We start from the raw sequence: 25,776 nt of genomic DNA, 5'->3' as shown, positions 1-25,776 counted from the left end.
CAGTCACAGGTTCCGTTCTTATTTCCATCTCGCAACTTCTACGGGGCATTTTCCCCGGCCTTCTGGGACAAAGGCCACTTATCTTGCCGGCTGGGGCTCCCGGCGCTCCCGGGGCGTGAACAGGTCGCCCTGGGGCTCAAGCACGATCCGCCGCTCGTGGAATGCATCGAGCGTGGAGCGGTGGCCGATCGACACGATGGTGGTGTCGGGCAGCCGCTCGCGCAGCATCCGGTAGATCTTGGCCTCGGACGGCTCGTCCAGCGATGCGGTCGACTCGTCGAGGAACAGCCAGGCGGGTTTGGCCAGGATCGCCCGGGCGATGGCGAGGCGCTGCTGCTCGCCGCCGGACAGGCGCCGCTCCCAAGTATCGGTCTCGTCCAGGCGGTCGATCAGGTGCGGCAGCTGGGCGGCGGTCAGGGCATCGCGGATCGCGTCGTCCGAGAACTGGTCGATGGTGTTCGGGTAGACCACCGCGCCGCGCAGCGTCCCCTGCGGAATGTAGGGCCGCTGCGGCAGCAGCAGCGTAGACTGCCCGGCTGGCACGTCCACCCGGCCCTTGCCGAACGGCCAGATGCCCGCGATCGCCCGGAACAGCGTCGATTTGCCGGAGCCCGAGGGGCCGGTGACCAGGGTGGCGCCGCCCCGGGCCAGGGTCAGCTCCGGTGCCGAGACGATCTCGCGGCCGTCCGGCAGGGCGAGCACCAGCCCACGGGCGGTGACGCCGTTGGCGGTCTCGTTGCCCTGGACCAGCCCGTAGCCCGCTGATTCCAGTGCCTCGGCCTTGCTCATCGCGCGGCGGAAGGAGCCGAGACGGATGGTGTTGGCCTTGTACGAGGCGAGGGTCGTGTACGAGTCTACGAAGAACGACAGGGAGCTCTGCACCTGCGAGAACGCCTGCGAGGTCTGCTGCAGGGCGCCGAGCGTGATCTTCTTGGCGAAGAACGACGGCGCGGCGAGCACCATCGGGAAGATCACGCTGGCCTGCCGGTAGCTGAACGTGAAGGCGATCAGCTTGATGCGCCGGAAGATGATGCCGACGTAGTTGTCGATGATCATGTGGAACAGCGAGCCGAGCCGCGTCGCCTCCGCGCGCTCGCCGCGCAGCAGCGCGATCTGCTCCGAGTAGATCCGGTTGCGGGCCAGCGAGAAGCGGAAATCGGCCTCGACCTGCTCCTGCCGGAAGTTGAGCCCGATCAGGGGCCGGCCGATCAGGTGGGTGAGCCACGTGCCGACCACCGCGTAGGCGATCACTAGCCAGACCAGGAAGCCCGGGATCACCGTGTCGGTGAACGGCACGACGAAGTCGCGCGACAGCGTCCACAGGATCACGATGAACGAGACGAGCTGCGCCGCCTGGCTGAGCAGCCGGATCGACAGGCTCGCGGTCTGCTGGATGAACAGGTTGACGTCGGCCTGGATACGCTGATCCGGGTTGTCGGCTTCCTCGTCGGTGAACGGGATGCGGTAATGGGTGCCGTTGCCCAGCCAGCGCTCGTATAGGCTGTGGGTCAGCCAGGTCCGCCAGCGGATGTGCAGCGAGGAATCGACGAACAGGTCGAACATGCCGATGGCGATGTTGAGCGTCGCCAGCGGAACGAAGATCCAGAGCAGCTGGTACCAGAACGCCGTCGCGTCGTATTCCTGCAGCGCGTTGTAGATGTCGCGGTAAAAGAAGTTGAACCGCAGGGTCAGCGCCACGTCGGCGAAGTTCACGAAGATCGACAGCGCGACGAGGTTGCGGCCGATCCGGCCCTCGGTGCTGCCGAACCAGCGGAACAGGCCGATCTCCTTGGTCGGCTTGTCGCGGTTGGCGAAATACGGGTCGGCGATGTCGGTGATCGCGCGGATCGGACCGAGATGCGAGACGGCGAGCACGATGGCGCCGAACACCACCGCGCCGGTGGCGGCGAAGTCCGGCGGCAGCAGTGCGGCCACCACCGGGGGCAGCAGGCCCATGGCGGCGATCGTCTTCAGGCCGGCGAGCAGCAGGTAGCCGAACCCGTAGACCGAGACGAAGACCTTCAGGTAGGCCGAGATGCCGTTGGCGGCGATCAGGATGCCGGCCATCACGAAGCCGGCGAGCGAGACGTAAAGCGGCGGGCTGGGGATCCCCGGAAGCGCCAGCAGGATCAGCGCGGCCACGGCCGTCAGCACGGCCTGGATCCCGAGCCCGGTCCTGATTGAAGCCACGCGTGTCTCCCGCCTAACGTGAGCGTTCATTCGGGAACGCAACCCGGCGGCCTTGGCCCTGGGTCGTGGCGAGAACGTGGCACTTCGCGGGCGCTGTCACGTGAAAGTTTCGTCACGAACCGGCCGAGGCGACGCCACGCCGCGTCCCGCGCTACCAGTTCCACTCCTCGAAGCCCGGTTCGCGGCAGCGATAGCCGATCGGGCATTGCGGATTGTCGCGGGTGGGGACGAAGCGGAGTTCGGCTATCTCGGCGCCGGTGCACTGGCCCGGGCCGCTGACGAAACGCTCCGGAGCGGTGCCGCCGGCGATCACCACGTCGCCCTCGCTCTTCACCAGCGCCATCGCCTCGGCGCAGCTCATCCGCGCCGTCCCGGCGGGGCGCGACGACCGCGACGATTGCGCGAACGCGCTCACCCCGGCCGCCATCGCGACAAGGTGAACGCACAGCAAGGCGAGGACCAGCGGCCTCATCGCGGACGGGTTCCGGGTACGCACCCGAGAAGAAAGTCCTCGGGCATCGCGCCATCCTGCACGGCCAGGCGCCCCGAGACTGTCACCGGAATGCGCCACCACACGGCTTTCGCCGTTGGACCGCCGCAATCACCGGATTATGGGATTCCAGGATCAGGGGAAGCGCTCGAGATTGGATGACCGCGGACGCCCCATGGGCGCGCCCGGCCCGCACGCCCCGATGATCCTCCGGCACGCGCCCCTGGCGCCGGCGTGCCGGCCGTCGCGCGCCGGAGACCAGGGACCCGCAGATGTCCGCCCTCTCGATCCTCGACGTTTCCGCGGTGCGTGCCGCCCCGGTGGCCCGCGAGCCCTACCCGTACACGCTGGGCACCAACGTCCTGAACCCGGACGCCATCGACGCGATCCGGCGCGACTTCCCGGACATCGCAAAGCCCGGCTACCTGACGGTGGACGAGGTCGCGCTCAAGGGCCGGTTCAAGGCGCTGATCGACGAACTGGAGAGCGATGCGTTCTCTGACATCCTCGGCGAGAAGTTCGGAATCGACCTGGTTTCCTGCCCGCGGCTGACCACGATCATGCGGAAGAGCCAGCTCAAATACGGTTCGATCCACACCGACGGCCCATCGAAGGTGCTGACGCTGCTCGTCTACATGAACGACGCCTGGGACGCCCCGGCCGCCGGACGCCTGCGGGTGCTCTACGACGGCCGCAACTACGCGCCCTTCGCGGTGGAGGTGCCCCCGACCATGGGGACGATGTTCGCCTTCCTGCGGGCCGACAATTCCTGGCATGGCCACGAGCCGTTCGAGGGTGAGCGCCGGGTGGTGCAGGTCGCATGGCTCAAGGACGCCGCGGAACTGGAGCGCAAGCGCAAGCGCAACCGCACCGCCCAGTTCCTGAAGGGGATCTTCGGACGCTGAACGACGCGGCAGTTCCCCCTAGCCTCTTGTTGGGGCATCCTTTTCCCCAGCGACCCGGCGACCGAATCGGCACCGGATGCCTGGATCAGGGGGTGAGGATGGGTGCGGTCGTGCTGGCCGATCCGGGTGATGAACCCCGTACCGGCTCCAAGCGCCGCTTCGTCGTGCCTGCGCTCCTGGTCCTCGGCTGGGCCGGGCTTTTCGGCTATAGCGCGATCTACCTCACCGAGGACATGCCGTTCCGGACCCAGCAGGCCGAAACCCGGCCCGCTCCGGCCCCGAAGCCCCCGGGCCGTCGGGTCGTGACGCTCGACGCGCTCGACGAGGCCGCACCGGCTGCGCAGGGTTTGGACACTGGGCCGCCAATGGCCTCCCAGGCGGCTCGGAGCCCGGCGGATCCAGGCACGCAAGGGGCAATCGTTCCCCCGGCGGCGCCCGTATCCTCCAGGCAAGCGGGCCCGGCCAATCCTGAATATGCCGGAATCTGGGGGCCGACCGCAGATGCCTGCTCGGCACGCTCCCGGCGCCGGGGCTACATCCCGGCCACCATCACGCCGGAGCGAGCCCGGGCCGGCCGCAAGATCTGCAATTTCCACGACGGCCGCCGCGTCGGCAACGCCTGGGTGGTCGCCGCCGAATGCAGCGACCGCGGCCGGCACTGGTCCTCGCAGGTGCGGCTCGTGGTCGACGGCGACCGCCTCACCTGGTCGAGCGGGCGCGGCACAGCGGCCTACGTGCGCTGCGGGCGGCGCGGGGGGTGACGAGCGGCAGGATGCGAACATCCTGGACCGGCGATCGTCGGTCCGCGCTCAAGCATCGCCTCGACGCCGGGACATGCTCCCTGTCGTCCCGGGGGCGCGGAGCCGAACCCGGGATCCATAACCGTCGGCAGATCAAGACCTAGGATTGTCGGCGGTTACGGGTTCCGGGTTCGGCTCCGCGCCCCCGGAAAGACAGGGAGATTGACCCGTTAAACCGCGCGATGAGCTTGAGGCGTCAAACGACTCCGATCCCGCGTCCCCACGGCGGCATCCAGCACAATCCGGGCAGCGGCCCGGCTCGGCGTGTCGTCCCCGGAAAGCCGCATCCTTCCGTCGATCCGGGCGAGCGCGTCGCTTTGCGCGTCGCGCTCCGGGCCGCCTGCCAGCAGTGGCAGCAGGGCCCGAGCCAAGTGCTCGGGCGTACAATCCGCCTGGACGAATTCCGGCATGGCGTTGTCGGCCAGGATCAGGTTCGGCAGCACGATGCTGGGGACCTGGATCAGGCGGCGGGCGATGAACTCCTCCGCGCGCGAGACCTTGTAGGCCACCACCATCGGGACGCCCGCCAGCGCCAGTTCCAGCGTGACGGTGCCGGAGGCCGCGAGCGCCGCCCGGGCGCCCCGGAACGCGGCGTATTTCGGCGCCTCGCCGGTCAGCACCTGGACGGGCACGGGCCAGTTCAGGGCCAGCCGCTCGATCAGGGCCCGGTGGCGGGTCACGGCCGGCAGGACCGCTTCCACCTCCAGGACGCGGGAGACAAGCTCGAGCGCCTGCCCGAAGACCGGCATCAGCCGGTCGATCTCGGCCCGGCGGGAGCCCGGCAGGACCACGAGGCGGTAGGGGACCGCCTCCCGCCGCCGGACCTCCGCCGCGGCGGGGCGCAAGTCAGGAAACCGCTCGATCAGCGGGTGGCCGACATAGGTGCAGGGCGGGCCGCCGAGACGCAGATGCGCGGCGGGCTCGAACGGCAGCAGCGCCATCACGTGGTCGATGAAGCCGCGCATGCCCTTGGCCCGCCAGGGCCGCCAGGCCCAGACGCTCGGCGACACGTAGTCGACGATCGGGATGCCGGGCGCCGCCTTCCGGACCCGCTGGGCGACGGCATGGGTGAAGCCCGGGCTGTCGATGATCACCAACACGTCGGGCCGGGCGCGCACCACCGCGGTCGCGGTCTCGCGGATGCGCCGCAGCAGCGTCCGAGCCCGGGCGAGCACCGGGAGGTAGCCCATGACGGCGACGTCATCGAGGGGGAACAGGGAGGTGAACCCCTCCTCGGCCATGGCCTCGCCGCCGACGCCGCCGAACACGGTTCCGGGCGCCGCCGCGCGCAGCGCCCGCATCAGCTTGGCGCCGAGTTGGTCCCCCGAATCCTCGCCGGCCACCAGCCAGATTGTCTTGGATGGGGACATAGCGGCAGCGCTCATGGCGCGGTTCCGTAGCCGACCAGGAACAGACCGAGGCGGTCGGCTTCGGCCGCCGTGGCGACCCGATCAATCACCAAAGTGCCGCCGGCTTCGAGCGCCAGCCCGACGCAGCCGGCCGCGGCGGCGTTGCGCACGGTCCGGGGGCCGATCGCCGGCAGGTCGATGCGCAGGTCCTGGCCGAGCTTCGGCGCCTTCACCAGCACGGTCGCGGGCAGCGCCCGTCCCCGCCCGAACGGCCTGCGGCCGAGCGCCCGGGCGCGGGCGAGCATGCGGTCGGTGCCCTCCGGCCCCTCGACGGCGATTACCCGCTCGCCGGAGACCGCCACCGCCTGCCCGAGATCGTAGGGCGAGAGCGCGTCGAGCACCCCGCGCCCGGTGCGGATCGACAGGTCGGCATCCGCGTCGGGCCCGAGGCGCCCGAGCCGGCCCTCCGGGCAGAGCAGATCCGGGGCGGCCTCGTGGACGCCCAGCACCCGGTGGCCTTCCTCTTCCACCAACGCCAGGGCGGCGCGCAGCAGCCGGTCGTCGCCGCCGCCGGCGATCGCCCGCAGGGTCTCGCGGTTGCGCAAAGCCGCGCCGGCATTGAGCAGCGCAGCCGGGCTCGGCCGGGAGACCCCGCCCGCCGGGACCATCACGGCCGGGCCCCAGGCGCGGAGCAGCTTGAGGATCGCGGCGAGGTCGAGGAGGTCGACGGTCGCGTCGGCCCGGGCACGCAGGGACCGATCGGTGAAGCCGCGGAGCGCAATCAGCCGGAACGGCCGGTGCGTCCGGGTCAGCGACTCGGCGACGAGTTCGGGCAGCCGGCCGGCGCCGGCGATCAGGACGAGCGTACCCTCGGGCAGTGGAGCGGCCTCGTCCATGCGGGTAGGCTCAGGCTGCCCCGATCGGGACCGGAAGCTCGCGCGGCGTGCAGATCGAGCGCTTGCCGCCGGCGCGGATGAAGGCGAGGATCTCGGACACGGCGGTGTGGGACTCGAAGGTCGCGGCCACGTCCTCGACCCGCTCCATCAGCGTGCCCTCGGGGGCGAACAGCAGGCGGTAGGCCCGCCGGAGGGCGTGGATGTCCTCGCGGGCGAAGCCGCGGCGCTGCAGGCCTATGATGTTGAGCCCCGAAAGATACGCACGGTTGCCGAGCACCATGCCGTAGGGGATGCAGTCGTTCTCCAGCCCCGAGAGGCCGCCGACGAAGGCGTGGGCGCCGACCCGGGCGAACTGGATCACCGCGGCGCCGCCGCCCAGGATCGCGTAATCGCCGACGCTGCAATGGCCGGCCAGCATCACGTTGTTGGAGAAGATGACGTGGTCGCCGACCCGACAATCGTGGCCGACATGGGAATTCGCCAGGAAGGTGCAGTGATCGCCGACCGAGGTCTCGAGGCCGCCCCCGCTGGTGCCGGGGTTCATTGTCACGCCCTCGCGGATCAGGCAATCGGCCCCGATCGTCAGCGTCGAGGCCTCGCCCCGGTATTTCAGATCCTGCGGCTGGTGGCCGATGGAGGCGAAGGGGAAGATCCGGGTGCGGGGGCCGATCGTCGTACGACCGGCCAACACCACGTGGCTGAGGAGCTCGCAGCCTTCGCCCAGCACGACCTCGGGCCCGACATGGCAGAACGGGCCGATCCGCACGCCCTCGCCGATCGCGGCGCCCGACTCGATCACGGCGCTCGGGTGGATCAGGGCGTCGCTCACTCCGTCACCAGCATGGCGCCGATCTCGGCCTCCGCCACGAGCACACCGTCGACCCGGGCCTCGCCACGGAACCACCACATGGTCCGGCGGTGGTTCATCTTCTTCATGTGGAAGCGCACCTGGTCGCCGGGAGTGACCGGCTTGCGGAACTTGCACTTGTCGATGGTCATGAAGAACACCTGCTTGGTGCGCAGCTCGTCCGTCCGGATGTGACGGCAGCAAATCGCGCCGGCGGTCTGGGCCATGCCCTCGATCAGCAGCACCCCGGGGAAGACCGGCATCCCGGGGAAATGCCCCATGAATTGCGGCTCGTTGGCGGTGACGTTCTTGATGCCGACGCAGGATTCATCGCGATCGATCTCGACGATGCGGTCGATCATCAGGAACGGGTAGCGGTGCGGCAGCAACTCCAGCAGCGTCTGGATGTCGGCTGTGCCCAGTTCCTCGTTGGTGTCGCGCGCCGCCTCGCTCATCGAATCCCGTACCTCGAGTCACCGCCATCGGGCGGACCGATATCCGCCCCCCATGACGGGCGGACGCCCTCTTCGGAAGAAATCAGCGGAGATGCAAGGGTTTCCGGGATGGCCGGCCGATATCACCCGGCGTCGGGAGCCGGATCCTTCTCCGGATCCTTGCCGGAGCGCTCGGCCAGCCGCGCCAGCGTCGTCAGCTCGCGGAACCACGCGCGCACCGGCTTGGCCGGCGTGCCGCCCCAGCGGCTGCCCGGCGGGACATCGCGGTTGACGTTGGACGAGCCGGCGATCTGCGCGCCGCGGCCGATGCGCAGATGGCCGACCACGCCGACCTGGCCGCCGAGCACCACGTAGTCTTCCAGCGTGGTCGAGCCCGAGATGCCGACCCCGGAGACGATCACGCAGTGGCGGCCGATGACGACGTTGTGGGCGATCTGGACGAGGTTATCGATCTTGGTGCCCTCGCCGATGACCGTATCGCGCGAGGCACCCCGGTCGATCGTCGTGTTGGCGCCGATCTCGACATCGTCCTGGACGATCACCCGGCCGATCTGGGGCACCTTGAGATGGGTCGCGCCCATGGCGAAGCCGAACCCGTCCTGGCCGAGCCGGGCACCCGGATGCAGGATCACCCGGTTGCCGACGAGCGCGTGGCTCAAGGTCGTGCCGGCGCCGATGGAGCAGTCGCGCCCGATCCGCACGCCCGCGCCGATCACCGCGTTCGGGCCGATGACGCTGCCTGAACCGATCTCGACACCGGGGCCGATCACCGCGCCGGGATCGACCGTGACCCCCTCCTCCAGCCGCGCATCCGGGTGGACATGGGCGCCCGGGGCGATGCTGCGGCCGCCGAATTGCGAGCCGGGGCGCATGGCATCCGGGTGCAGGCGCCCGAGCAGGGCGGCGTAGGCCCGGTACGGGTCCCGGCTGACCAGCGCGACGGTCCCGGCCGGGCATCGCGCCGCGAACCGCGGGCTCACCAGGCAGGCGCCGGCCCGGGTCGCGGCGAGCGCGTCGCCGTAGCGGGCATTGTCCATGTAGGCAAGGTCGTCCGGCCCGGCGCTCTCGAGCGGGGCCGCGGCTCTGAGCCTGCATTCGGGGTCCGCGCCCTCGGGCAGGGAAGCACCGGCTGCGGCGGCGACGTCGGCGAGGGTGAGGAAGCCGGTCGCGGCGAAGAAATCGGGATCTGACATGCAGGGCAACGCACCGGCCGGAGAAATCCGGCCGGTGCGCGTGGTTTTTATCAGAACCGCGAGCCGCCGGAGAAGCGGAACGCCTGGGTCTGATCCTTGCCGATATGGCCGACCTTGCCGAGCAGCGGCACGTAGACCGACTGACCCTCGTCCTTGGTCAAGGCATAGGCGTAGTCGAACCGGATGGGGCCGAGCGGCGAGTTCCACAGGATGGACGCGCCGATCGAGGATCGGATCGCGGCCGTGTCGCGGACGTTCACGCATTCCGGCTCGACGCCGATGTTGAACGCAGAGAAGTTGCACTTCCCGGTTTGCGGCGAGATCCCGTTGATGAAGCCGTCGCCGTTCACGTTGAAGTTGCGCCGTCCGCTATAGCCGAACAACGTACCGGCATCGGCGAAGACTGCGCCCTTCAGGCCCAGATCCCGCGGGATGAGGGGCAGCGGGAACTGCACTTCGAGGGTACCGCCGATGTAGGTGGATCCGCCGATGGCGTTGGAGCGGGCGTCGGCGATGCCGACGTCGCGCGGGCCGATACCGTTCGGCGCAAAGCCGCGGACCAGCGACGGTCCGAGGAAGAACTCGTCGGTGACGCGAAGCGGCTTGCCGTCGATGGCGTTGATGTGGCCGCCCTGGAACCGGACGAAGCCGATCACGTCCTCGAACAACTCCTTGTAGTAGCGCGCGTCCGCGGTGACGCGGAAGAACTTCGAGTCGCCGCCCAGGCCCGCGACGTCGGGCTTCAGTTCGGCGTAGAGGCCGTTGCGCGGCGCGCCAACCACGTCGAGGGTCGAGTAGGCGAGCGTCAGGCCGGCCAGCGAGGTCAGCGTGTTGCCCTGCGAGCCCTTGATGGCGATCGAGGCTTCACCGTCATACGCACAGTTCGGGTAGACCGACTGGCCGCCGATGTTGCGGCCGCTGTTCGGGTCGATCGTGCCGCCCGCGTAGGTCGCGGTGTAGCCCGGGATCGGCGTCGAGCAGTCGTTGTACGGCCGCTTGAGGGTGTTCGGCACCTTCAGCTCGGTGTTGTACAGCGAGTAGCGCAGGGTGATGCCGAACTCCTCGGTGATCGGCAGGCCCAGGCGCAGCTGGCCGCCATACACCGTGGTCTCGTAGCGCGAGTACCGGGTCAGGTCGGAGTACTTGTAGAAGGCGTCGAAGCCGGCGGCGAGCCGGTAGCCGAGGAAGTACGGCTCGGTGAACGAGAAGTCGACGCCGCGCGAGTACTGGCCACCCGTGCCGGCGAGGCGGACATACTGGCCGCGGCCGAGGAAGTTGGACTCGGAGACCGAGACCTCGCCGATGATGCCGTCCTGGGTAGAGTAGCCGCCCGCCACCGAGAACGAACCCGTGGGCTGATCCTCGACATCGATGTTGATGACCACGCGGTCGGCCGCAGAGCCGGGTTCGTTGGAGAACCGGACCTTCTTGAAGAAGCCGAGGCCGTTCAAGCGCCGCTCGGCCCGGTCGGTCAGCACGCGGTTGTAGGCATCGCCCTCGGCGATATCCAGCTCGCGGCGGATGACGTAGTCGCGGGTGCGGGTGTTGCCGCGGATGTTGATGCGCTCGACGTAGACGTGCGGGCCGTCCTCGACCACGAAGCCCAGGGAGACTTGGTGGGTCGCGGGGTCGCGCTGGCCGGTGGGGCGGACCTGGGCGAACGGGTAGCCGGCGCGGTTGACCTCGCGGGTGACGTTGTTGAGCGTCCGCTCCACGTCGTCGGCGTTGTAGACGTCGCCCACCGCGGCGGTGATGTTGCTGTCGAGCTTGGCGGTGTCGATCCCGGGCAGGCGGGAATCCACCGCCACCGCGCCGACCTTGTACTGCTCGCCCTCGTTCACCGTGACGGTGATGACGTAGCCCGAGCTGTCGCCCTCGACATAGCGGGCGTCGGCGCTGACCACCTGGAAGTCGGCGTAGCCGTTCTTCAGGTAGTAGCGGCGCACCTGGTCCAGGTCGGTGGTGATGCGGTCCGGATCGTAGACGTCGGAGGTCTTGATGAACGACAGGAAATTCATCTCGGAGGAGCTCATCAGCCCCTTCAGGGTCCGCTCCGAATAGGCGTTGTTGCCGACGAAGTTGATCGAGATGATGCCGGTCTTGTCGCCCTCGTCGACCTGGTAGATCACGTCGACCCGGCCGTTCGGCAGGTCCACGGTCCGGTAGGTGACCTTGGCGGTGCCGCGGCCGAAGCGCTTGTAGACGTCGCGGATGCGGGCGAGGTCGGCGTTGACGATGGCCTCGCTGTAGGGGCCCCGGGCCTTCGCCTCGACGATGCCCTCGAGCGTCGCCTTCTCGACCTTCTTGTTGCCCTCGAACACGACCCGGTTGATCAGGTTGTTCTCGCGGACGGTGACCACCGTGCGACCGCCGGACTGGGCGACCTTCACGTCCGAGAACATGCCGCTGGCGAGCAGGTTGCGCCGGGCCTCCTCGGCGGAGCCGGACGCCGTCCCGGTCACGTAGGACCGGATCGTGTCGGCATCGACGCGCTGGTTGCCCTGGACGACGATCTGCTGCGCCTGGGCGGCACCGCTCAGGACCAGGCCCGCACCGGCAGCGACTAGGACGATGGTCTTCCGCACCGACTTACGTCGGGGCTTCCCCGTCAACGACATCATGCAATCGCCCGTTTCTGTTCTGGTCGCGGGGGTTAGCCCGTCACAGGCGACCGTTGACCGGTCGTCCTGTCACCCTGGTCCAAGCGTGGCTTCAGGTCCAAGCGTAGCTCTTAGCGGGATTCCCCTGCCAAGCAAACGCGCGGGAGGCCATCGTCAGGGGATTTTGGGGGGTCGTGGCCTTCGCGCCACTTAACGGCGGGCGGACCGTGCGGGCAAAGCCCCAATCATGGTGAATGGCCTGTAAATCTTTGCGGCCACACCTGTTTTCGCGCCTACCAATGTTGGCGTTAACCCTGTTTTAAGCACCGGGCGGGGCGCCTTCGAGGCAGTCTCCGGGCGGTATCGCGGCGGGATTAGGGCACCGATTCCGGTGGAGATCGGACCGGTGCCCACGCGGGGTCCTTGGATCAGGTGTTCCGCCAGGACGCGCCGAGGTTGAGGATGTCGTTCCAGGCGGCGAACAGCATCAGCATCAGGACCAGGGCGAGGCCGATCCGGAAGCCGATCTCCTGGGCGCGCTCGCTGAGCGGACGGCCGCGGACGACCTCGAAGGCGTAGAACAGCAGGTGCCCGCCATCGAGCAGCGGCACCGGGAACAGGTTCAGGAGGCCGATCGAGACCGAGAGCAGCGCGATGAGGCCGACGAGCCCCCCGACGCCGCCGTTCTTGGCGACCTCGCCGGAAACCCGGGCGATGCCGATCGGACCCGACAGCTGGTCGGCCGATTCCCGACCGGTGGCGAGTTTGCTCAAGTAGGAGAAGGTCCGCTCCACCACGAAGTAGGTCTCGCGCACGCCGAGATCGAGGGAATCGAGCGCCCCGTACCGGACGAGCCGCGCCTCCGACCCTGCGGGCGAGCGGATGCCGAGCCGGCCGATCCGGTGGCGGCCGAAGGGCGTCTTCTCCTCATAGGTGGCGGGCGTCGCCTGGATGGTGATCGGTTGCTCGGCCCGCTCCACCGTGAAGGTCAGCGGCGTGCCGGCGCTGCCGGTCACGGTGCGGTACATGGCGTTGAAGTCGCCGATCTTCTCGCCGTCGATGGCGGTGATCACGTCGCCGGGTTGGAAGCCGGCCTGGGCGGCGACGCTGCCGGGCTCCACGGAGGAGACCCGGGCGGGCAGCTCGTAGCGCCCGGCCAGCCAGATCGCGCCGGCAAACAGCAGGATCGCCAGGATAAAGTTCGCCACCGGGCCGGCGGCGACGATCGCGGCGCGCTTGGCCACGGGCTGGGTCGGGAAGCTGATCGCCCGCTCGTGCGGGGACATCCGGGCGATCGTCTCCGGATCCGGCATGCTGGCGCCGTTGGCGTCGCCGTGGAACTTCACGTAGCCGCCGAGCGGGATGGCGCAGAGCTTCCAGCGGGTGCCGCGCCGGTCGTTAAACCCGAACAGTTCCGGGCCGAAGCCGAGGGAGAAGGCGTGCACGCCCACCCCGCACCAGCGGCCGACCAGGAAGTGGCCCATCTCGTGGACGAAGACCACCACGGTGAGCACGAACAGGAACGGGATCACGGCTCCGAAGAAGCCGCCGGCGGTCCCGCCCATCGCGTTGAGAAAGTCCATAAGCCGATCCCTGGCCGTCTCTGCGCCGGCTTCTCAGGCCGGCCATCCGGCCGGTCTAGCAGATCGGTGCGGTTGACCGCCAACGCAATCCTCCGGGCCTGAAGCGGGTGGTCGCGGGGCAGCGCGCAGCGCGGCGGCGCACATCGGGACAAACGATCCCCGCTGTCCTCGGCCCTACGCCGTACACACCGTCAATGCCCCCCACCCCCGCCAGCGGCCGCTCGGGGTCGGCGGATCAGCGGCACGGCGCAGGCCATCGCCAGGAACAGCACCGTCAGCGCGAGGAACACGTCCTCGAAGGCCATGACGAGGCCCTGGACCCGGACCGTATTGGACATGGCCTTGAGCGCCATGCTGGGAGCGGCGCTGCCATAGGAGTCGAAGCCGCGCTGCATGGAGTCGAGGCGCTCCAGGGCAGCGGTGTTGGCCCAGGTGAAGCGCTCGTGGAGCCGGGCGAGATGCAGGTCCCAGCGGGCGTTGAGTACGGTGTTGATCAGCGCCAGGCCGACCGCGCCGCCGAGGTTGCGGGTGAGGTTGTAGAGCCCGGAGGCATTCTTCATCCGGGCCGGCGGCAAGGTGCCGAGCGCGATGTTGTTGATCGGGATCATGCACAGCATCAGCGAGCAGCCGCGCAGGACCTGCGGCCACAGCAGTTCCCAGAAGTCCCAGTCCTTGGTGAGTCCGGTGACGATCCACGTGCCGCAGGCGAAGCCCACGAAGCCGATCCCCATCATGATCCGCGGATCGACCTTGCCGGAGAGCCGGCCGGCGATCGGCGCCGTGGCGAACATGCATAGGCCTGAGACGAACATGGTCTCGCCGATCATCAGCGCCGAGTAGCCGCGCACCCGGGCGAGGTAGACCGGGTAGATGTAGGTCAGCCCGTACAGGCCGATGCCGAGCACGAAGCTCGCGACGCAGCCGCTGGCGAAGTTGCGGTCGGAGAAGGCGCGCAGGTCGACGATCGGCTGCTTGGCCGTGAACACGCGCCAGAAGAACAGCAGTCCCGAGACCCCGCAGACCAGAGCGCAGGCGAAGACCGCTTCGTCCTGCAGCCAATCGTGGTTCGGCCCCTCCTCGAGGACGTATTCGAGGCAGCCGAGGAAACCCGCCATGAACGCCAAGCCGGCCCAGTCGAACGACTTCAGCAGGTCGTAGTTCGGCTTGTCGAAATCGATCAGGATCCAGGTGGAGACCGTCACGACGATGCCGGGCACGACGTTGATCAGGAACAGCCAGTGCCAGGACATCAGGTCGGTGAGGTAGCCGCCTATCGTCGGCCCGATGGTCGGCGCCAGCGTCGCCACCAGGCCGATCATCGGCGACACGATGGTGCGCTTGGACGGCGGGAAGATCGTGAATGCGGCGGCGAACACGGTCGGGATCATGCCGCCGCCGATGAAGCCCTGCGCGGCGCGCCAGACGATCATCTCGGAGATCGACGAGGAGGTCGCGCACATCACGCTCATCAGCGTGAAGCCGCCCGCCGAGATCGCGAACATCCAGCGCGTCGAGAGAACCCGCGACAGGGTACCCGACAGCGGGATCGAGATGACCTCGGCGATCAGGTAGCTGGTCTGGACCCAGGGGATCTCGTCGCCAGAGGCCGAGAGGCCGGCCTGGATCTCGTTGAGGGAGGCCGAGACGATCTGGATGTCCAGGATCGCCATGAACATCCCGAACACCATGCAGAAGAACGCCACCATGCGGCGGCGGTCCATCGGCGGCTCGGCGGCCGGGGCTCCGGCCGGAATGGCGGCGGCGGTGGCGGCCATGGTCGGGCTCAGCGGCTTGCGGCGTCGAACCGCCGGTTCGCGGCCTGGTCCAGGACCGAACGGTCGGTGCCGGTCCGGGTGTCGACCCGCACCTCGGCCGAGAGGCCGGGCCGCAGCAGCCCCTCGCGGGCGATCTCTTCGGGCACCCGCACCCGCACGGGCAGGCGCTGGACGATCTTGGTGAAGTTGCCGGTGGCGTTGTCGGGCGGCAGCAGGCTGAACACCGAGCCCGAGGCCGGCGAGAACGATTCGACAACCCCGTGGATCTCGCGGTCCGGGTAGGCGTCCACCGTCACGATAACCGGCTGGCCCGGGCGCATGCGCTGGACCTGCGTTTCCTTGAAGTTAGCGTCGATGCGCACGCTCTGGAGCGGGACCAGGGCCGCGACCCGGGTGCCCGGCGCCACGTAGGCCCCGGCCTCGACCGCCTTGTTGCCGACCACGCCGTCGAACGGGGCGCGGATCACCGTGAAGTCGAGGTCGCGCCGGGCGCGGTCGACGGCGGTGCGCAACTCGGCCGACAGGCGCTCGGCCTCGCGCTTCTGGGCCTGGAGCACGTCGACATTGGCCCGGGCCGCGAGCAGCCCGGCTTCCATGCCCTTCACAGAGGCTTCGGTGCGGTCCCGGTCGGCGCGGGCCTGGTCGATCCGCGACTTGGCGACGTAATCCGCCTGCATCTGGGTGGCGCGGGCAAAGTCGGCCTGGGCGCGCACGGCATCGGCGCGGCTCGCGTCGATCTGGGCAGAGGCCTGAGAGACCTGCGCCTGCGCGGCCTCGACCTGCCGACCGATCCGCACGATCGTGCTTTCCTGCGTTGCAAGCTTGTCCTGCGCGGCCTGAAGCGCGAGGCGGTAATCGCCGTCGTCCAGCTTGGCGATCACGTCGCCTTTCTTGACCGAGAGGCCGTTCACCACGGGCACGGCCTCGAGATAGCCGGAGACCTTGGCGGCCAGGACCGAGATGTCGGCCTGCACGTAGGCGTCGTCGGTCGAGACGAAGAAACGCCCGACGCTCCACCATTGCCAGCCCTCGTAGCCACCGCCGGCCAGGGCTGCGGCGAGAAGTCCGAGGAGCAGCATGCGCCGCAGCGGCCGCTTCCTGGCCGGCTCGGGTTCCGACGCGATTGGAGCCGCAGAGGCCACCGCGGCGGCGCGGGGCTGGACGGGCGCCGCCGCGGGGCCCTCGGCACGCTCTTCGTCCGACGGCTCGCTGTGCGAACCGGACCGGCCGCCATCCTCGCGAAGGGACATCGTGCGCCTCTGACCTGATGACCGAACCGTTCGGTCAACACACTGGACGCGCCTTGACGCACGTCGAATCTGTGTTCAGGGTAAATTGACCGAACGGTTCGGTCAAGCGAAACGGCGTCTCGGACGCGGAGCAGGGTGATGATTCAGGGCGCAGTGCTGGAACGGGGATCGTCACCGATCGAGAGCGACAAGCGGCGACAGATCCTCGATGGCGCGCGCACGGTGTTCCTGTCGGCGGGGTTCGATGGGGCCAGCATGGGTGAGATCGCCCGGGTAGCCGGCGTCTCGAAGGGAACGCTCTACGTCTACTTCGACAGCAAGGAGGATCTGTTCGAGGCGCTGATCATCCGGGAGAAGAGCAGCCTGGCCGAGGCCCTGTTCACCCTGGACGCCGACGATCCCGACGTGCCGGCGGTGCTGACGAAACTCGGCGCCAGCTTCCTGACCGAGATGGGTCGACCAGAACACGTGGCCGTGGTCCGCATGGTGATCGGCGCCTGCGAGAAATTCCCGCGCTTTGGGCAGGCCTTCTACGAGGCCGGTCCGGCCTGCGGCGTGGCGCGGCTGTCGGGCTATCTGGACGCCCAGGTGCGGGCCGGCCGGCTCCGCGTCGCCGACACCGAACTCGCCGCAAGGCACTTCCTGCACCTCTGCCAGGCCGGCCAGATGACGCGGCTGCTCTTCGCGGCCGGCGACGCGGCGAGCGCGGTCGAGATCCGCTATCAGGTCGACGGCGCAGTCCGGGTGTTCCTGGCCGGGTATGGGCCGGAGCGGTAGGGCGGGTCGATGTCGCGGGTCTCCGCGCGCATATTGTCCAGCATCGAAGGCTTGCCGGGTCCGATCTGCACGGTTTAAGCATGTATACCGAAAGAAGAATATTGAATTAGTTTGATTATAAACTGGCGCTACCGACACGGACCTCGATCGGGGCACGATGAGGCTTGGGGCAAAGATCCCGAGGCCGGACGGCGCATGCGATGCTGCACCCGGTGACCCGGGCAAGCGACGCCGAGGTCGGGGTGCGTCTGGGCGGGTCCCTGGCGGGCGTTCGCCCCCTCGCGCCGTTCTTCTGCCTGTACATGACCTTCGGGGCGACCCTCGGATTCCTCGCCGGCGGAGCGCCGCTGATCCTGCGGGTCCGGGGGCTCGATCTCGCCGAAGTCGGATTGCTGCAGCTCATCAACCTTCCGGTGGGCCTGACCTTCCTGTGGGCCGGCGCCATCGACCGGATCCGTCTGCCGTTCCTCGATCACCGGGTCGGATGGATCGTCGCCGCACAGGGCGTGACGGTCCTGCTGCTGGGCGCCCTGAGCTTCGGTGAGCACTGGCCGGTGTCGGCGCTGCTCCTGCTGGCGATCGCGGCCTGTGCCTGCGTCGCAACCATGGACATCGCCCTGGAGGCCCTGGTCGTCGAGACGATCCCGGCGAAGCGACGGGCGTTCGTCGCCTCCGCCAAGCTCTGCGGGGCGTCCCTCGGCGGCATCCTCGGCGTCGGCGTCCTGGTCGGCTCCTACGATATCCTCGGATGGCGGGTTGCCGTTCTGGCCTGCGCCGCGCTCGACGCCCTCTGTCTCCTGCCGATCCTCGGCTATCCGGAGGCCCGCCTCCACGGTTCCGGCGGACTGCCGGAACGGTGGTCGGGGTCGTTCGCCCGGCTGCGCGCCCTCGGCGCGCGGATCCTGGTGCTCGGCGCCTACTTCGCCGCCGCCTACTTCTTGTCGGGGCCGAACACGCTGGCGCTGCTCGATCTCGGCGTGCCCCTCGCGCAGGTCGGCTTTCTCACCGGAACGGTGCTGCCGGGGATCAATCTCGTCATGGCGCTGGTGGCGGGCGGCCTCGCCGCACGCTTCGGCACAGCCCGGCTGATCGCGGTCGGGGCGGTCGGCGTCCTCATCTCCGGCGGCGTGATGGCGTTCGCCTGCGCTGCCGGCGCAGTGGGTGTTGCTGTCGGGGCAACCGTCCTGAACTTCGTCTGCGGCGGGATCCTGGGGGTGCCGGTGTTCAATATGATCTACCGCTGGGCCCAGGGACCGAGGCCGGCCACGGACTACGCGCTGCTGTTCGGCGCAGCGTTCTTCGCAGCGATGCCGCTCCGGGTCGCCGCCCCGGCGCTCGCCGAGTGGGTGGGGTGGTCTTCCTACTTCGGCGCAGCGCTGCCGATCTACGCCGCCTCGGTGGCTTGGCTCGTGGTGACGGTCGATCGGACCCTTCGGGCCGACGGAGCGGGGACGCGATGATCGCGGCGGTCGCCGCGCGCGTCCCCGCGTCGCTGGAAGCGTACCGGGACGGCGTCGCCGTCGGGCCCGGCGGTCCCACGGCGCTTCCCGTCGCCGCGCTGCGCGATCCGGCCGTGTTCGACGCGACGCTGGCAACCTTCGGAGCCGGATACGGTGCCGTCGACCGGCGCGTCCTGGTCTCGTACTGGAGCCAGTTCTACCTGGCCGCCCTCGCGACGCCGGCCCTGACCGCACTGATCTGTCTCGGCCGCCCACTGCCGCTCGGCTTCGACACGACGCGTCTCGAACTCGATGATGCCGGCCGCCCCGCCCGCCTCCTGGTCCCGGCGGAGACCCCGGATTGCCGGTCGGATTGCGCGTCCGGCCTGGCGGGTCTGGTCGAGGGGCACCTGAACCCGTTCGTCGAAATGTGCCACGCCCGATGCGGCATCGCCCCCCGGGTCCTGTGGGGGAACGCGGCGGTGATCCTCGACTACGTCGCCGGGGAACTCGGCGGCGCAAATGAACCGGCCTGCGCGGCCGCCGCGAGCAGGCTCGGATGGCGCGGCCCGCTCGCCTGCGGTAGGAACCCCCTTGCGCAGGCCCTGTGCGCGGATGCGTCGGGCTGCCGGCGGCGGCGCGTCTGCTGCCTGCGCCACCGCCTTCCGGGCGTCCCGTCCTGCGGGGCGCTCTGCCCCCTCGAACGCGCCACCGAGCGTTGACCCGTCCGCCATGCTGAAGGCCTTCCTCGCTTATTACAGGCCGCACCGGACGCTGTTCCTGACGGATTTCGGCTGCGCCGTGCTGTCCGGCCTGCTGGAACTCGGCTTTCCGATCGCCGTGAAGGTCTTCGTCGACCGGCTGCTGCCGCAGCAGGATTGGAGCCTGATCGTGCTGGCGGCCTGCGGCCTCGCACTGGTCTACGTGGCCAATGCCGGCCTGATGGTGGTGGTGACCTATTGGGGCCACGTGCTCGGCATCAACATCGAGACCACGATGCGGGCGCGGGCCTTCGATCACCTGCAGAAGCTCTCGTTCCGGTTCTACGACGGACAGAAGACCGGTCACCTCGTCGCCCGGGTGACGAAGGATCTGGAGGAGATCGGCGAGGTCGCCCATCACGGGCCCGAGGACCTGTTCATCGCCGTGATGACGCTCATCGGCGCCTTCGCGCTCATGGTCTGGGTCCATCCGACCCTGGCCCTGATCACCGGCGCGATCCTGCCGGTCATCGCCTTCGTGAGTTTGCGCTACGGGGGTCGCATGACCCGGAACTGGCAGACGCAGTACGGCCGAGTCGGCGCCTTCAACGCGCGCATCGAGGAGAATGTCGGCGGGATGCGGGTCGTGCAGGCTTTCGCCAACGAGCAGCACGAGCGCGCCCTGTTCGCCCGCGACAACGCCCGCTACCGCGACACCAAGCTCGAAGCCTACCGGCTCATGGCGGCCAGCCTGTCGATCAACTACCTGGGCCTGCGCCTGGTCCAGATCGCAGTGCTGCTCGGCGGCGCGGCCTTCGTGGTCCGCGGCGACCTGACGGCCGGCGGCTTCGTCGGCTTCCTGCTGCTGGTCGGCGTGTTCTACCGCCCGCTGGAGAAGATCGGCGCGGTGATCGAGACCTATCCCAAGGGGGTGGCGGGCTTTCGCCGCTACCAGGACCTGCTGGCCACCGAACCCGACATCGTGGACCGGCCGGACGCACTCGATGCGGGCAGCCTGCGCGGCGACATCCGCTTCGAGGACGTGAGCTTCGGCTACGATGCGAGCCGCCCGATCTTCGGCGGCCTCGACCTGGCGATCGCCGCGGGGGAGACGGTCGCCTTCGTCGGCCCGTCGGGCGTCGGGAAGACGACGCTGTGCGCGCTGCTGCCACGCTTCTATGAGGTCGCGACGGGGCGGGTGACGATCGACGGCATCGACGTGCGCGCCCTCACCCTCGCCTCCCTCCGGCGGCAGATCGGCATCGTGCAGCAGGACGTGTTCCTGTTCGCTGGCACGATCCGCGAAAACATCGCCTACGGACGCCTCGACGCCACCGAGGCCGAGATCGACCAAGCCGCCCGCCGCGCCCGTCTCGGCGCGCTGATCGACAGCCTGCCCACCGGGCTGGACACGGTGGTGGGCGAACGCGGGGTGCGGCTGTCCGGGGGGCAGAAGCAGCGGATCGCCATCGCGCGGGTGTTCCTCAAGAACCCGCCGATCCTGATCCTCGACGAGGCGACCTCGGCCCTCGACACGCAGACCGAGCGCGAGATCCAGCAGGCGCTGGCGGACCTCGCGCAGGGGCGAACGACCCTGGTCATCGCCCATCGGCTGGCGACGATCCGCGACGCCGACCGCATCGTGGTGCTGGGCGAGGACGGCATCGTCGAGCAGGGGCGGCATGCGGCCTTGCTCGATGCCGACGGCGTCTATCGCCGCCTGCACGAGGCGCAGTTCGGGTCGGCTGAAGAAAACGGGATTTCCGCGACAGCGGCGGAGTGAGGCGCAGCGTTCGCGCCGTTCTCCGTCATCGCGAACACTTCGGTCCGATACTGCCGGCAAGCCGCTACGTCATGACCTCGGCCAGGATGAACGGGATCTCCCCTGGGATCTCGCGGGCCATGAACCCGATGCCGCCGTAGCGGCGTGCGAGCCGGCGCCCGGCCTCGCCGTGGGCGTACACACTCCACAGGGCGGCCGCCTCCGGCTCGGCACCGCGGGCGAGCAGGCCGACGACGAGGCCCGCGAGCGTGTCGCCGGAGCCCGACGTAGCCAGCCCGACATGGCCGACCTCGTAGCACCAGGCGCGGCCATCCGGGGCGACGACATGGGTGCGGCCGCCCTTCATGACCGTGACCGTCCCGAAGCGCTCGGTCGCGCGTCGTGCCGCCGCCAGCGGATCCGCCTCGATCGCCATGCGATCCTCATCGAGGAGTTGCGCCATCTCGCCGGCATGCGGGGTGATGATCGCCGGCTTGGACAGGCTCCGCGTCAGATCGGGCTCGGCGCGCAACGCGGCGAGGGCGCCGGCATCCAGGACGAGCGCGGCCTCGCCGGCCCCGCGGACCAGAGCCCCGGTGACGCCCTCGGCGTCGGCATCCTCGGACATGCCCGGTCCGACCAAAACCGCGTCCACGCGGGCGGCCCGCTTCGCGAGCGCCTCGGCGCAGGAGCGGGCGATGCCACCGTCCTCGGTCTGATCGAGACCGACGACCAGCGCCTCCGGCACCGCGATCCCGATCGGGATCGCCAGGTCCCGGCAGACCGCGAGTTGCAGCTTTCCGGCGCCGACCCGGAGCGCCGCATGGGCCGCCAGCAGCACCGCGCCCGGCAGGCCCATACACCCGGCAACGATGAGCACACGGCCACGTTCGTCCTTGCTGTCGCCGTCCGGCTCGGGCGGGGCCATGCTGCGGAGGATATGCTCGGTGACCGGCGTGACGGTGCTCATGGTTTCCCCCGGGCGCTGAGGCCGCCGTCGTGAACGACCTACGTCGTGGCGGCGCCGGCACCGGGTTCGGAGGTAACGGGGGTGCCCTCCGCCTCAAGGGGTGCGACGAAGTTGTAGCGGACCTGAACAAGCCCGCCGCCGGGCGCCGCGGAGGCCGAGAACGCGTATTCGGTCACGCCGCAATTCGGCACGTCCCCTTGGGCGTCGATCGCCAGGATCTCGGCCTCTGTCATCTCCTCCAGCAGGTAGCGCAGACACAGCACGACCACCTGGTGGGCGACCAGGAGGATCCGGCGCCCGTCATGGTGCAGGCCGATCGTGTCGAGGGCGCTGCGCAGGCGCAGGATCACGTCGCACCAGCTCTCGCCGCCCGGCGGGCGATGGTAGAACTTGCCGAGATCGCGCCGCAGTTCGGCCTGCTCGGGATGGTGTCGCTCGATCCCGATCCGTGTCAGCCGGTCGAGGATGCCGAACTCCTTCTCGCGCAGCCGTTCGTCCACGAGGAGCCGCGGCGTTCCGGAAGCGACGCCGCCCGCTGCGCGGATTCCCTCGGCCGTCTCGACCGCACGCCGGTACGGCGAGGCGAGGACGAGGTCCGGGCGCTCGTCGTCGGCGAGGCTCGCGAACCACCGTCCGAGCGCCTCCGCCTGAGAATGACCGAGCGCGCTGAGCGGCACGTCCACATCGCGCTCCGGAATGTCGATGCGCGCGGCGCCAGCAGCCTGGGCCGCGTCGCGGGCGACGTTCCCGGAGCTCTCGCCATGGCGCACGACCCACAACCGAAGCGGGTGTCTCTGAGGCACGGGGATCTCCTGGAGCGATGCCGGTTCGACAGGGCGGAACGTCGGGCCGGCAACCCCGTTCCGGCCCGCCGGCGTCCCCGCCGCTCAGTGTCCTTCCGTGAGAGCCCGGCCCAGCAAATCGAGGAGGCTGCCAGCGAAGGCCCGCATGTTCGTGATCCGGTCCGCACCGCCGGCCTCGATCGTGGACACCAGCGTGACCGGACCGCTGACGGCCAGGCAGCTATGCCCGGCCGCATCGCCGTAGCGGTTGCCGCTGGGGCCGGCGGCGCCGGTCTCGGCGATGCCCCAGGTCGCGCCGTGCCGCTCCCGGACCGTCCGGGCCAGGAGCCCGGCATAGGCCTCGGAGGCCGAGCGCAGGCCGGCCATCGCAGCTGCGTCGATGCCGAGAAGGCCGGCACGGGCCTCGGCGGCGTAGACGATGGCGCCGCCGAGGAAATACGCGCTGGCGCCGGGCACCGAGAGGAGCGCCGCCGAGACGAGCCCCCCGGAGGACGATTCCGCGACCGTCAGCGTCTGCTTGCGCGCCATGAGCAAAGCCCCGAGGGTCGCGGCCTTCGGCAGGAGGTCATGCATGGCCGATCCTCTCGATCACGCGCCGGATTCAGGCCAGACCGCGATCGTCGCGCCCGCGGATTGCAAGGTAACGCGGTGGGAATGCGCGTCCTCCCGGGTCTTGCACAGGTCGATCGCCGACGCGAACCGCGTCCGCGCGGCGATTTCGGTCTCGACATCCTCGGAGATGACCTCATGGTCATCGCGAAACGTGGTCACCCGGAAGGGTGGGCGTTGCTTCAGGTCACTGGCTTCCATGGATGTCGCCTCCCATCGGATCGTGTCGCGGTAAGCGCCCGGCGATCCGGATCGTTGCGCAGTCCCCCGCAGATCCGCCGGATCCGGGCACGGTTCGTTAAGCCTACGGTCGTAGCCCGATGGCTCCTCAACATGCGTGGGTGACATGCCGAGACTGGGCCACAGGATCATCGACGGGCTGGCCCTCGTCCTGGTCGGCACCGGGCTCGCCGCCATCGTGGCGGGATATCAGAGCAATCTGCCTGCGCCAGCGGTACAAGTCGCCGAACTCGCGTCGTCCTGGGCCGACCCGCTGACGACCGGATCGATCACGCCCGCGATCACGCCCACGGCCGCCCCGACTCGGCCGCCCCGGAAAAGCGATATCCCGGGCCATCCGACGACCTCCAGCCCACGGGTGTGGATCGATCCGCCGAGCCGCTGACCGCGCCGCTCGGATGCGCCGCCGCCGGTGGAGCCACATCCCCAACGAACGGACCGGGTCGGACCGCGTTGTCCAGGGAGCCCGAAGACGGGCCGAACCGAGGAAACGCACATGCGCATCAAGATTTACGGCCTTGCGGCCGCGCTCGCCGTCGCCCTGACCGGCACCGCCTATGCCCAGCAGCCCGCCGGCGGCGGCAGTGCGACCGGCAACATGAACAATCCCGGTTCGGTCAAGAGCAACAGCCAGAAGATGAACGAGGGCGCACCCGCCGCGACGACTGGCACCACAACGGGCGCGGCGGGTGCCGCGACCGTGCCGGGGACCGGCACCGCGCGACCGGGTGTCGGCGCCGGCACCAGCACCACGGCTCCGGCCCGATAGCCGCACCGTCGGAACCGAGGCCCAAAGCCTCGGTTTCCGGCCCATGTCACGCTTCCTGTTCCCCGTTGCCATCGTAATCATCCTCGCCAGCGTCGCCTTCGCCCACTGGGAGAATTCAGGACCAGAGCCTGGAGCGACTCCGACCACGATACAGGCTCCGGCCGCGTCGGATCGACTCAAGCTCGGGCGCTGACGACGACGATACCGAACGTCGGCGCTTCGGTCAGTCGCGCCCCGCTGACGGAGCGTTCGACATTGAGGCCGCTTCAGATAGCCATGCAAGTCGACACAAAAAACCCGGCCGCGCGTGAGCGCGACCGGGCATCGTGTCGGTATGGCTGGATCGATCAGGTCCAGTCGCTGTCGTCGCCGCCGCCGAGGTCGCCGCCGAAATCACCGGACGGATCGCTGAAGCTGGCATCCTGAAAGTCGCTGCCGCCACCACCGCCGTCGAGGGCAGAGCCGAGATCCTGGTTGCCGCCATCGCCGTAATAGTTGTTCACGACGGTCTCACCACCGCCGCCGAGGCCAGCTGCCGCAGCGCTGCCGAGGCTCGAATGCCCGCCCGCGAAAGCGTTCGACAGGGCGCTGCCGAGTAGCATGCCGCCGGCCGCGCCGGCCGCCATCGGTAGCGCGGTAGCCATGAAGCCGCCGCCCCGGGCCGGAGCAGCCTGGGGCTGGCCGCCCCACGGACCGCCTTGCTGCTGCGGCGGGTAGCCGGGCTGCTGCGGGTAACCCTGCTGGGGATAGCCCTGGGGAGCGCCGCCACCCCAGGGCTGACCGGCAGGCCGCTGCTGCTGCTGCCCGTAGCCGGGCTGCGGCTCCTGGCGCTGGCTACCACCGCCACCGAAGATGCTCGATAGGAACCCGCCACCGCCGGAGGACTGAGCCGGGGCCGCCTGGCTGCGGGCCTGCTCGAGCTGCTGGTTCAGGCTCTTGATCGCCTCTTCCTGCACGTAGATTAGCTGCGCCATCGCGTAGGGAGCATAGGGCTGGGTGCGGAGCTTGTCGGCGATGAAGCGCTCGGCCTCCGCGTCGCGGGGCTGAGTCTGGGCCTGCTCCAGACGCTGGAAGATACCGGAGATGACGTCGCGTTCTTCGCTATTCATGGAGTCGTCCTCCTCGAGTCGTACCCGCGGGCTCGAACGCGCCGCACGGCCGTAGAGGACATGGGTGTGCGGTGACGCTTTGTCAGGGGCGGTTGTGAAAACTTCATCTCACCGCGTGCCGGCCCCAAACACGAAAAAGCCCGACCTTTCGGCCGGGCTTTCTCAACCGTTCCAGTGAAGCCGGCGCGGGGAGCGCGCCGGGGATGGATCTTAGTACGAGCCGAACTTGTAGTTCAGGCCGGCGCGGACGACGGCGAACTCGTC

Annotated in this window: 24 protein-coding genes; 8 read left to right on the top strand and 16 right to left on the bottom strand. The window is 69.5% G+C overall.

The window, feature by feature from the left end; all coding sequences use genetic code 11:
* Positions 1–78: 78 nt before the first annotated feature.
* Entirely contained in the window at positions 79–2,190 is a 2,112-nt protein-coding gene (locus MFF40_RS04600; RefSeq protein WP_147853622.1) for an ABC transporter ATP-binding protein/permease, read from the bottom strand.
* Between the two features lie 151 nt (positions 2,191–2,341).
* Positions 2,342–2,662 (bottom strand): hypothetical protein, encoded by a 321-nt coding sequence (locus MFF40_RS04595; RefSeq protein ID WP_147853621.1) that lies wholly within the window; start codon positions 2,660–2,662, stop codon positions 2,342–2,344.
* Positions 2,663–2,952: 290 nt separating this feature from the next.
* Here MFF40_RS04595 and MFF40_RS04590 point away from each other — a divergent pair, with 290 nt between their 5' ends.
* Together MFF40_RS04590 and MFF40_RS04585 are read left to right on the top strand one after the other, a co-directional pair.
* Positions 2,953–3,585: a 2OG-Fe(II) oxygenase gene (locus MFF40_RS04590; protein ID WP_147853620.1), complete on the top strand. Its 633-nt coding sequence runs from the start codon at positions 2,953–2,955 to the stop codon at positions 3,583–3,585.
* Between the two features lie 98 nt (positions 3,586–3,683).
* The gene (locus MFF40_RS04585; RefSeq protein ID WP_238259802.1) at positions 3,684–4,346 is read left to right on the top strand and encodes a peptidase inhibitor family I36 protein; all 663 of its coding nucleotides are present in this window, start codon (positions 3,684–3,686) and stop codon (positions 4,344–4,346) included.
* 209 nt (positions 4,347–4,555) lie between these two features.
* On the opposite strand, the gene lpxB is transcribed toward MFF40_RS04585, so the two are convergent.
* The 9 genes from lpxB to MFF40_RS04540 all read right to left on the bottom strand — a co-directional run bounded on the left by lpxB (position 4,556) and on the right by MFF40_RS04540 (position 16,333).
* Positions 4,556–5,755 carry a lipid-A-disaccharide synthase gene (lpxB, locus tag MFF40_RS04580; RefSeq protein WP_147896893.1) on the bottom strand — a complete coding sequence of 400 codons (1,200 nt, stop codon included), beginning with the start codon at positions 5,753–5,755 and terminating at the stop codon, positions 4,556–4,558.
* Between the two features lie 11 nt (positions 5,756–5,766).
* Positions 5,767–6,630 (bottom strand): LpxI family protein, encoded by an 864-nt coding sequence (locus MFF40_RS04575; protein WP_147896871.1) that lies wholly within the window; start codon positions 6,628–6,630, stop codon positions 5,767–5,769.
* 10 nt (positions 6,631–6,640) lie between these two features.
* The gene (gene lpxA / locus MFF40_RS04570; RefSeq protein ID WP_147896870.1) at positions 6,641–7,459 is read right to left on the bottom strand and encodes an acyl-ACP--UDP-N-acetylglucosamine O-acyltransferase; all 819 of its coding nucleotides are present in this window, start codon (positions 7,457–7,459) and stop codon (positions 6,641–6,643) included.
* The gene (fabZ, locus tag MFF40_RS04565) at positions 7,456–7,932 is read right to left on the bottom strand and encodes a 3-hydroxyacyl-ACP dehydratase FabZ (protein WP_147855074.1); all 477 of its coding nucleotides are present in this window, start codon (positions 7,930–7,932) and stop codon (positions 7,456–7,458) included. Before fabZ ends, lpxA begins: the two co-directional genes overlap by 4 nt.
* A gap of 122 nt (positions 7,933–8,054) precedes the next feature.
* Entirely contained in the window at positions 8,055–9,125 is a 1,071-nt protein-coding gene (gene lpxD / locus MFF40_RS04560; RefSeq protein WP_147896869.1) for a UDP-3-O-(3-hydroxymyristoyl)glucosamine N-acyltransferase, read from the bottom strand.
* Positions 9,126–9,175: 50 nt separating this feature from the next.
* Positions 9,176–11,746 (bottom strand): outer membrane protein assembly factor BamA, encoded by a 2,571-nt coding sequence (gene bamA / locus MFF40_RS04555; protein WP_147855076.1) that lies wholly within the window; start codon positions 11,744–11,746, stop codon positions 9,176–9,178.
* 407 nt (positions 11,747–12,153) lie between these two features.
* Entirely contained in the window at positions 12,154–13,308 is a 1,155-nt protein-coding gene (locus tag MFF40_RS04550; RefSeq protein WP_147855077.1) for a M50 family metallopeptidase, read from the bottom strand.
* Positions 13,309–13,499: 191 nt separating this feature from the next.
* Positions 13,500–15,083 carry a DHA2 family efflux MFS transporter permease subunit gene (locus tag MFF40_RS04545; protein WP_238259801.1) on the bottom strand — a complete coding sequence of 528 codons (1,584 nt, stop codon included), beginning with the start codon at positions 15,081–15,083 and terminating at the stop codon, positions 13,500–13,502.
* Between the two features lie 8 nt (positions 15,084–15,091).
* Positions 15,092–16,333, bottom strand: a complete 1,242-nt coding sequence (locus MFF40_RS04540; protein ID WP_147854625.1) for an HlyD family secretion protein — start codon at positions 16,331–16,333, stop codon at positions 15,092–15,094.
* 138 nt (positions 16,334–16,471) lie between these two features.
* Between MFF40_RS04540 and MFF40_RS04535 the strand changes: the two genes are divergently transcribed.
* The 4 genes from MFF40_RS04535 (at position 16,472) to MFF40_RS04520 (ending at position 21,033) form a co-directional block, all read left to right on the top strand.
* Positions 16,472–17,110, top strand: coding sequence for a TetR/AcrR family transcriptional regulator (locus MFF40_RS04535; RefSeq protein WP_147854626.1), 639 nt, complete (start codon positions 16,472–16,474; stop codon positions 17,108–17,110).
* Positions 17,111–17,322: 212 nt separating this feature from the next.
* The gene (locus MFF40_RS04530; protein ID WP_238259800.1) at positions 17,323–18,570 is read left to right on the top strand and encodes an MFS transporter; all 1,248 of its coding nucleotides are present in this window, start codon (positions 17,323–17,325) and stop codon (positions 18,568–18,570) included.
* Positions 18,567–19,271, top strand: coding sequence for a siderophore-iron reductase FhuF (fhuF, locus tag MFF40_RS04525; RefSeq protein ID WP_147854628.1), 705 nt, complete (start codon positions 18,567–18,569; stop codon positions 19,269–19,271). The genes MFF40_RS04530 and fhuF overlap by 4 nt, the downstream gene beginning before the upstream one ends.
* 10 nt (positions 19,272–19,281) lie before the next feature.
* Positions 19,282–21,033, top strand: a complete 1,752-nt coding sequence (locus tag MFF40_RS04520; RefSeq protein WP_147854629.1) for an ABC transporter ATP-binding protein — start codon at positions 19,282–19,284, stop codon at positions 21,031–21,033.
* Positions 21,034–21,097: 64 nt separating this feature from the next.
* Here the strand turns inward: MFF40_RS04520 and MFF40_RS04515 are convergent, their stop codons facing one another.
* From MFF40_RS04515 to MFF40_RS04500, 4 genes are all read right to left on the bottom strand, one after another.
* Complete coding sequence (locus MFF40_RS04515; RefSeq protein ID WP_147854630.1) at positions 21,098–21,982, bottom strand: NAD(P)H-hydrate dehydratase; 885 nt, start codon at positions 21,980–21,982, stop codon at positions 21,098–21,100.
* Positions 21,983–22,020: 38 nt separating this feature from the next.
* Positions 22,021–22,785 carry a histidine phosphatase family protein gene (locus tag MFF40_RS04510; protein WP_147854631.1) on the bottom strand — a complete coding sequence of 255 codons (765 nt, stop codon included), beginning with the start codon at positions 22,783–22,785 and terminating at the stop codon, positions 22,021–22,023.
* An 84-nt stretch (positions 22,786–22,869) separates the two neighbouring features.
* Positions 22,870–23,358 carry a CinA family protein gene (locus MFF40_RS04505; protein WP_238259798.1) on the bottom strand — a complete coding sequence of 163 codons (489 nt, stop codon included), beginning with the start codon at positions 23,356–23,358 and terminating at the stop codon, positions 22,870–22,872.
* 15 nt (positions 23,359–23,373) lie between these two features.
* Positions 23,374–23,595: a hypothetical protein gene (locus MFF40_RS04500; protein WP_147854633.1), complete on the bottom strand. Its 222-nt coding sequence runs from the start codon at positions 23,593–23,595 to the stop codon at positions 23,374–23,376.
* A 136-nt stretch (positions 23,596–23,731) separates the two neighbouring features.
* On the opposite strand from MFF40_RS04500, the gene MFF40_RS04495 reads away from it, so the two are divergent.
* Both MFF40_RS04495 and MFF40_RS04490 read left to right on the top strand, forming a co-directional pair.
* Positions 23,732–24,019: a hypothetical protein gene (locus MFF40_RS04495; RefSeq protein ID WP_415623774.1), complete on the top strand. Its 288-nt coding sequence runs from the start codon at positions 23,732–23,734 to the stop codon at positions 24,017–24,019.
* Positions 24,020–24,130: 111 nt separating this feature from the next.
* A complete protein-coding gene (locus tag MFF40_RS04490) occupies positions 24,131–24,403 on the top strand; it encodes a hypothetical protein (protein ID WP_147854634.1) in 273 nt (90 codons plus the stop codon).
* Between the two features lie 347 nt (positions 24,404–24,750).
* Here the strand turns inward: MFF40_RS04490 and MFF40_RS04485 are convergent, their stop codons facing one another.
* Complete coding sequence (locus MFF40_RS04485) at positions 24,751–25,512, bottom strand: DUF2076 domain-containing protein (RefSeq protein WP_147899168.1); 762 nt, start codon at positions 25,510–25,512, stop codon at positions 24,751–24,753.
* Positions 25,513–25,776 lie beyond the last annotated feature (264 nt).

The sequence above is a fragment of the Methylobacterium mesophilicum genome, assembly GCF_022179445.1.
Taxonomy (GTDB): domain Bacteria; phylum Pseudomonadota; class Alphaproteobacteria; order Rhizobiales; family Beijerinckiaceae; genus Methylobacterium; species Methylobacterium mesophilicum.
Note: the sequence above shows the minus strand (reverse complement) of the source record. Positions and strands in the feature narration are given on the sequence as shown.

Excerpts from the sequence above, each read along its gene's own strand:
- MFF40_RS04595 (WP_147853621.1), bottom strand. The coding sequence starts at position 2,662 with ATGAGGCCGCTGGTCCTCGCCTTGCTGTGCGTTCACCTTGTCGCGATG.
- MFF40_RS04590 (WP_147853620.1), top strand. The coding sequence starts at position 2,953 with ATGTCCGCCCTCTCGATCCTCGACGTTTCCGCGGTGCGTGCCGCCCCG.
- MFF40_RS04585 (WP_238259802.1), top strand. The coding sequence starts at position 3,684 with ATGGGTGCGGTCGTGCTGGCCGATCCGGGTGATGAACCCCGTACCGGC.
- lpxB (WP_147896893.1), bottom strand. The coding sequence starts at position 5,755 with ATGTCCCCATCCAAGACAATCTGGCTGGTGGCCGGCGAGGATTCGGGG.
- MFF40_RS04575 (WP_147896871.1), bottom strand. The coding sequence starts at position 6,630 with ATGGACGAGGCCGCTCCACTGCCCGAGGGTACGCTCGTCCTGATCGCC.
- fabZ (WP_147855074.1), bottom strand. The coding sequence starts at position 7,932 with ATGAGCGAGGCGGCGCGCGACACCAACGAGGAACTGGGCACAGCCGAC.
- lpxD (WP_147896869.1), bottom strand. The coding sequence starts at position 9,125 with ATGTCAGATCCCGATTTCTTCGCCGCGACCGGCTTCCTCACCCTCGCC.
- bamA (WP_147855076.1), bottom strand. The coding sequence starts at position 11,746 with ATGATGTCGTTGACGGGGAAGCCCCGACGTAAGTCGGTGCGGAAGACC.
- MFF40_RS04550 (WP_147855077.1), bottom strand. The coding sequence starts at position 13,308 with ATGGACTTTCTCAACGCGATGGGCGGGACCGCCGGCGGCTTCTTCGGA.
- MFF40_RS04545 (WP_238259801.1), bottom strand. The coding sequence starts at position 15,083 with ATGGCCGCCACCGCCGCCGCCATTCCGGCCGGAGCCCCGGCCGCCGAG.
- MFF40_RS04540 (WP_147854625.1), bottom strand. The coding sequence starts at position 16,333 with ATGTCCCTTCGCGAGGATGGCGGCCGGTCCGGTTCGCACAGCGAGCCG.
- MFF40_RS04535 (WP_147854626.1), top strand. The coding sequence starts at position 16,472 with ATGATTCAGGGCGCAGTGCTGGAACGGGGATCGTCACCGATCGAGAGC.
- fhuF (WP_147854628.1), top strand. The coding sequence starts at position 18,567 with ATGATCGCGGCGGTCGCCGCGCGCGTCCCCGCGTCGCTGGAAGCGTAC.
- MFF40_RS04520 (WP_147854629.1), top strand. The coding sequence starts at position 19,282 with ATGCTGAAGGCCTTCCTCGCTTATTACAGGCCGCACCGGACGCTGTTC.
- MFF40_RS04515 (WP_147854630.1), bottom strand. The coding sequence starts at position 21,982 with ATGAGCACCGTCACGCCGGTCACCGAGCATATCCTCCGCAGCATGGCC.
- MFF40_RS04505 (WP_238259798.1), bottom strand. The coding sequence starts at position 23,358 with ATGCATGACCTCCTGCCGAAGGCCGCGACCCTCGGGGCTTTGCTCATG.
- MFF40_RS04500 (WP_147854633.1), bottom strand. The coding sequence starts at position 23,595 with ATGGAAGCCAGTGACCTGAAGCAACGCCCACCCTTCCGGGTGACCACG.
- MFF40_RS04490 (WP_147854634.1), top strand. The coding sequence starts at position 24,131 with ATGCGCATCAAGATTTACGGCCTTGCGGCCGCGCTCGCCGTCGCCCTG.
- MFF40_RS04485 (WP_147899168.1), bottom strand. The coding sequence starts at position 25,512 with ATGAATAGCGAAGAACGCGACGTCATCTCCGGTATCTTCCAGCGTCTG.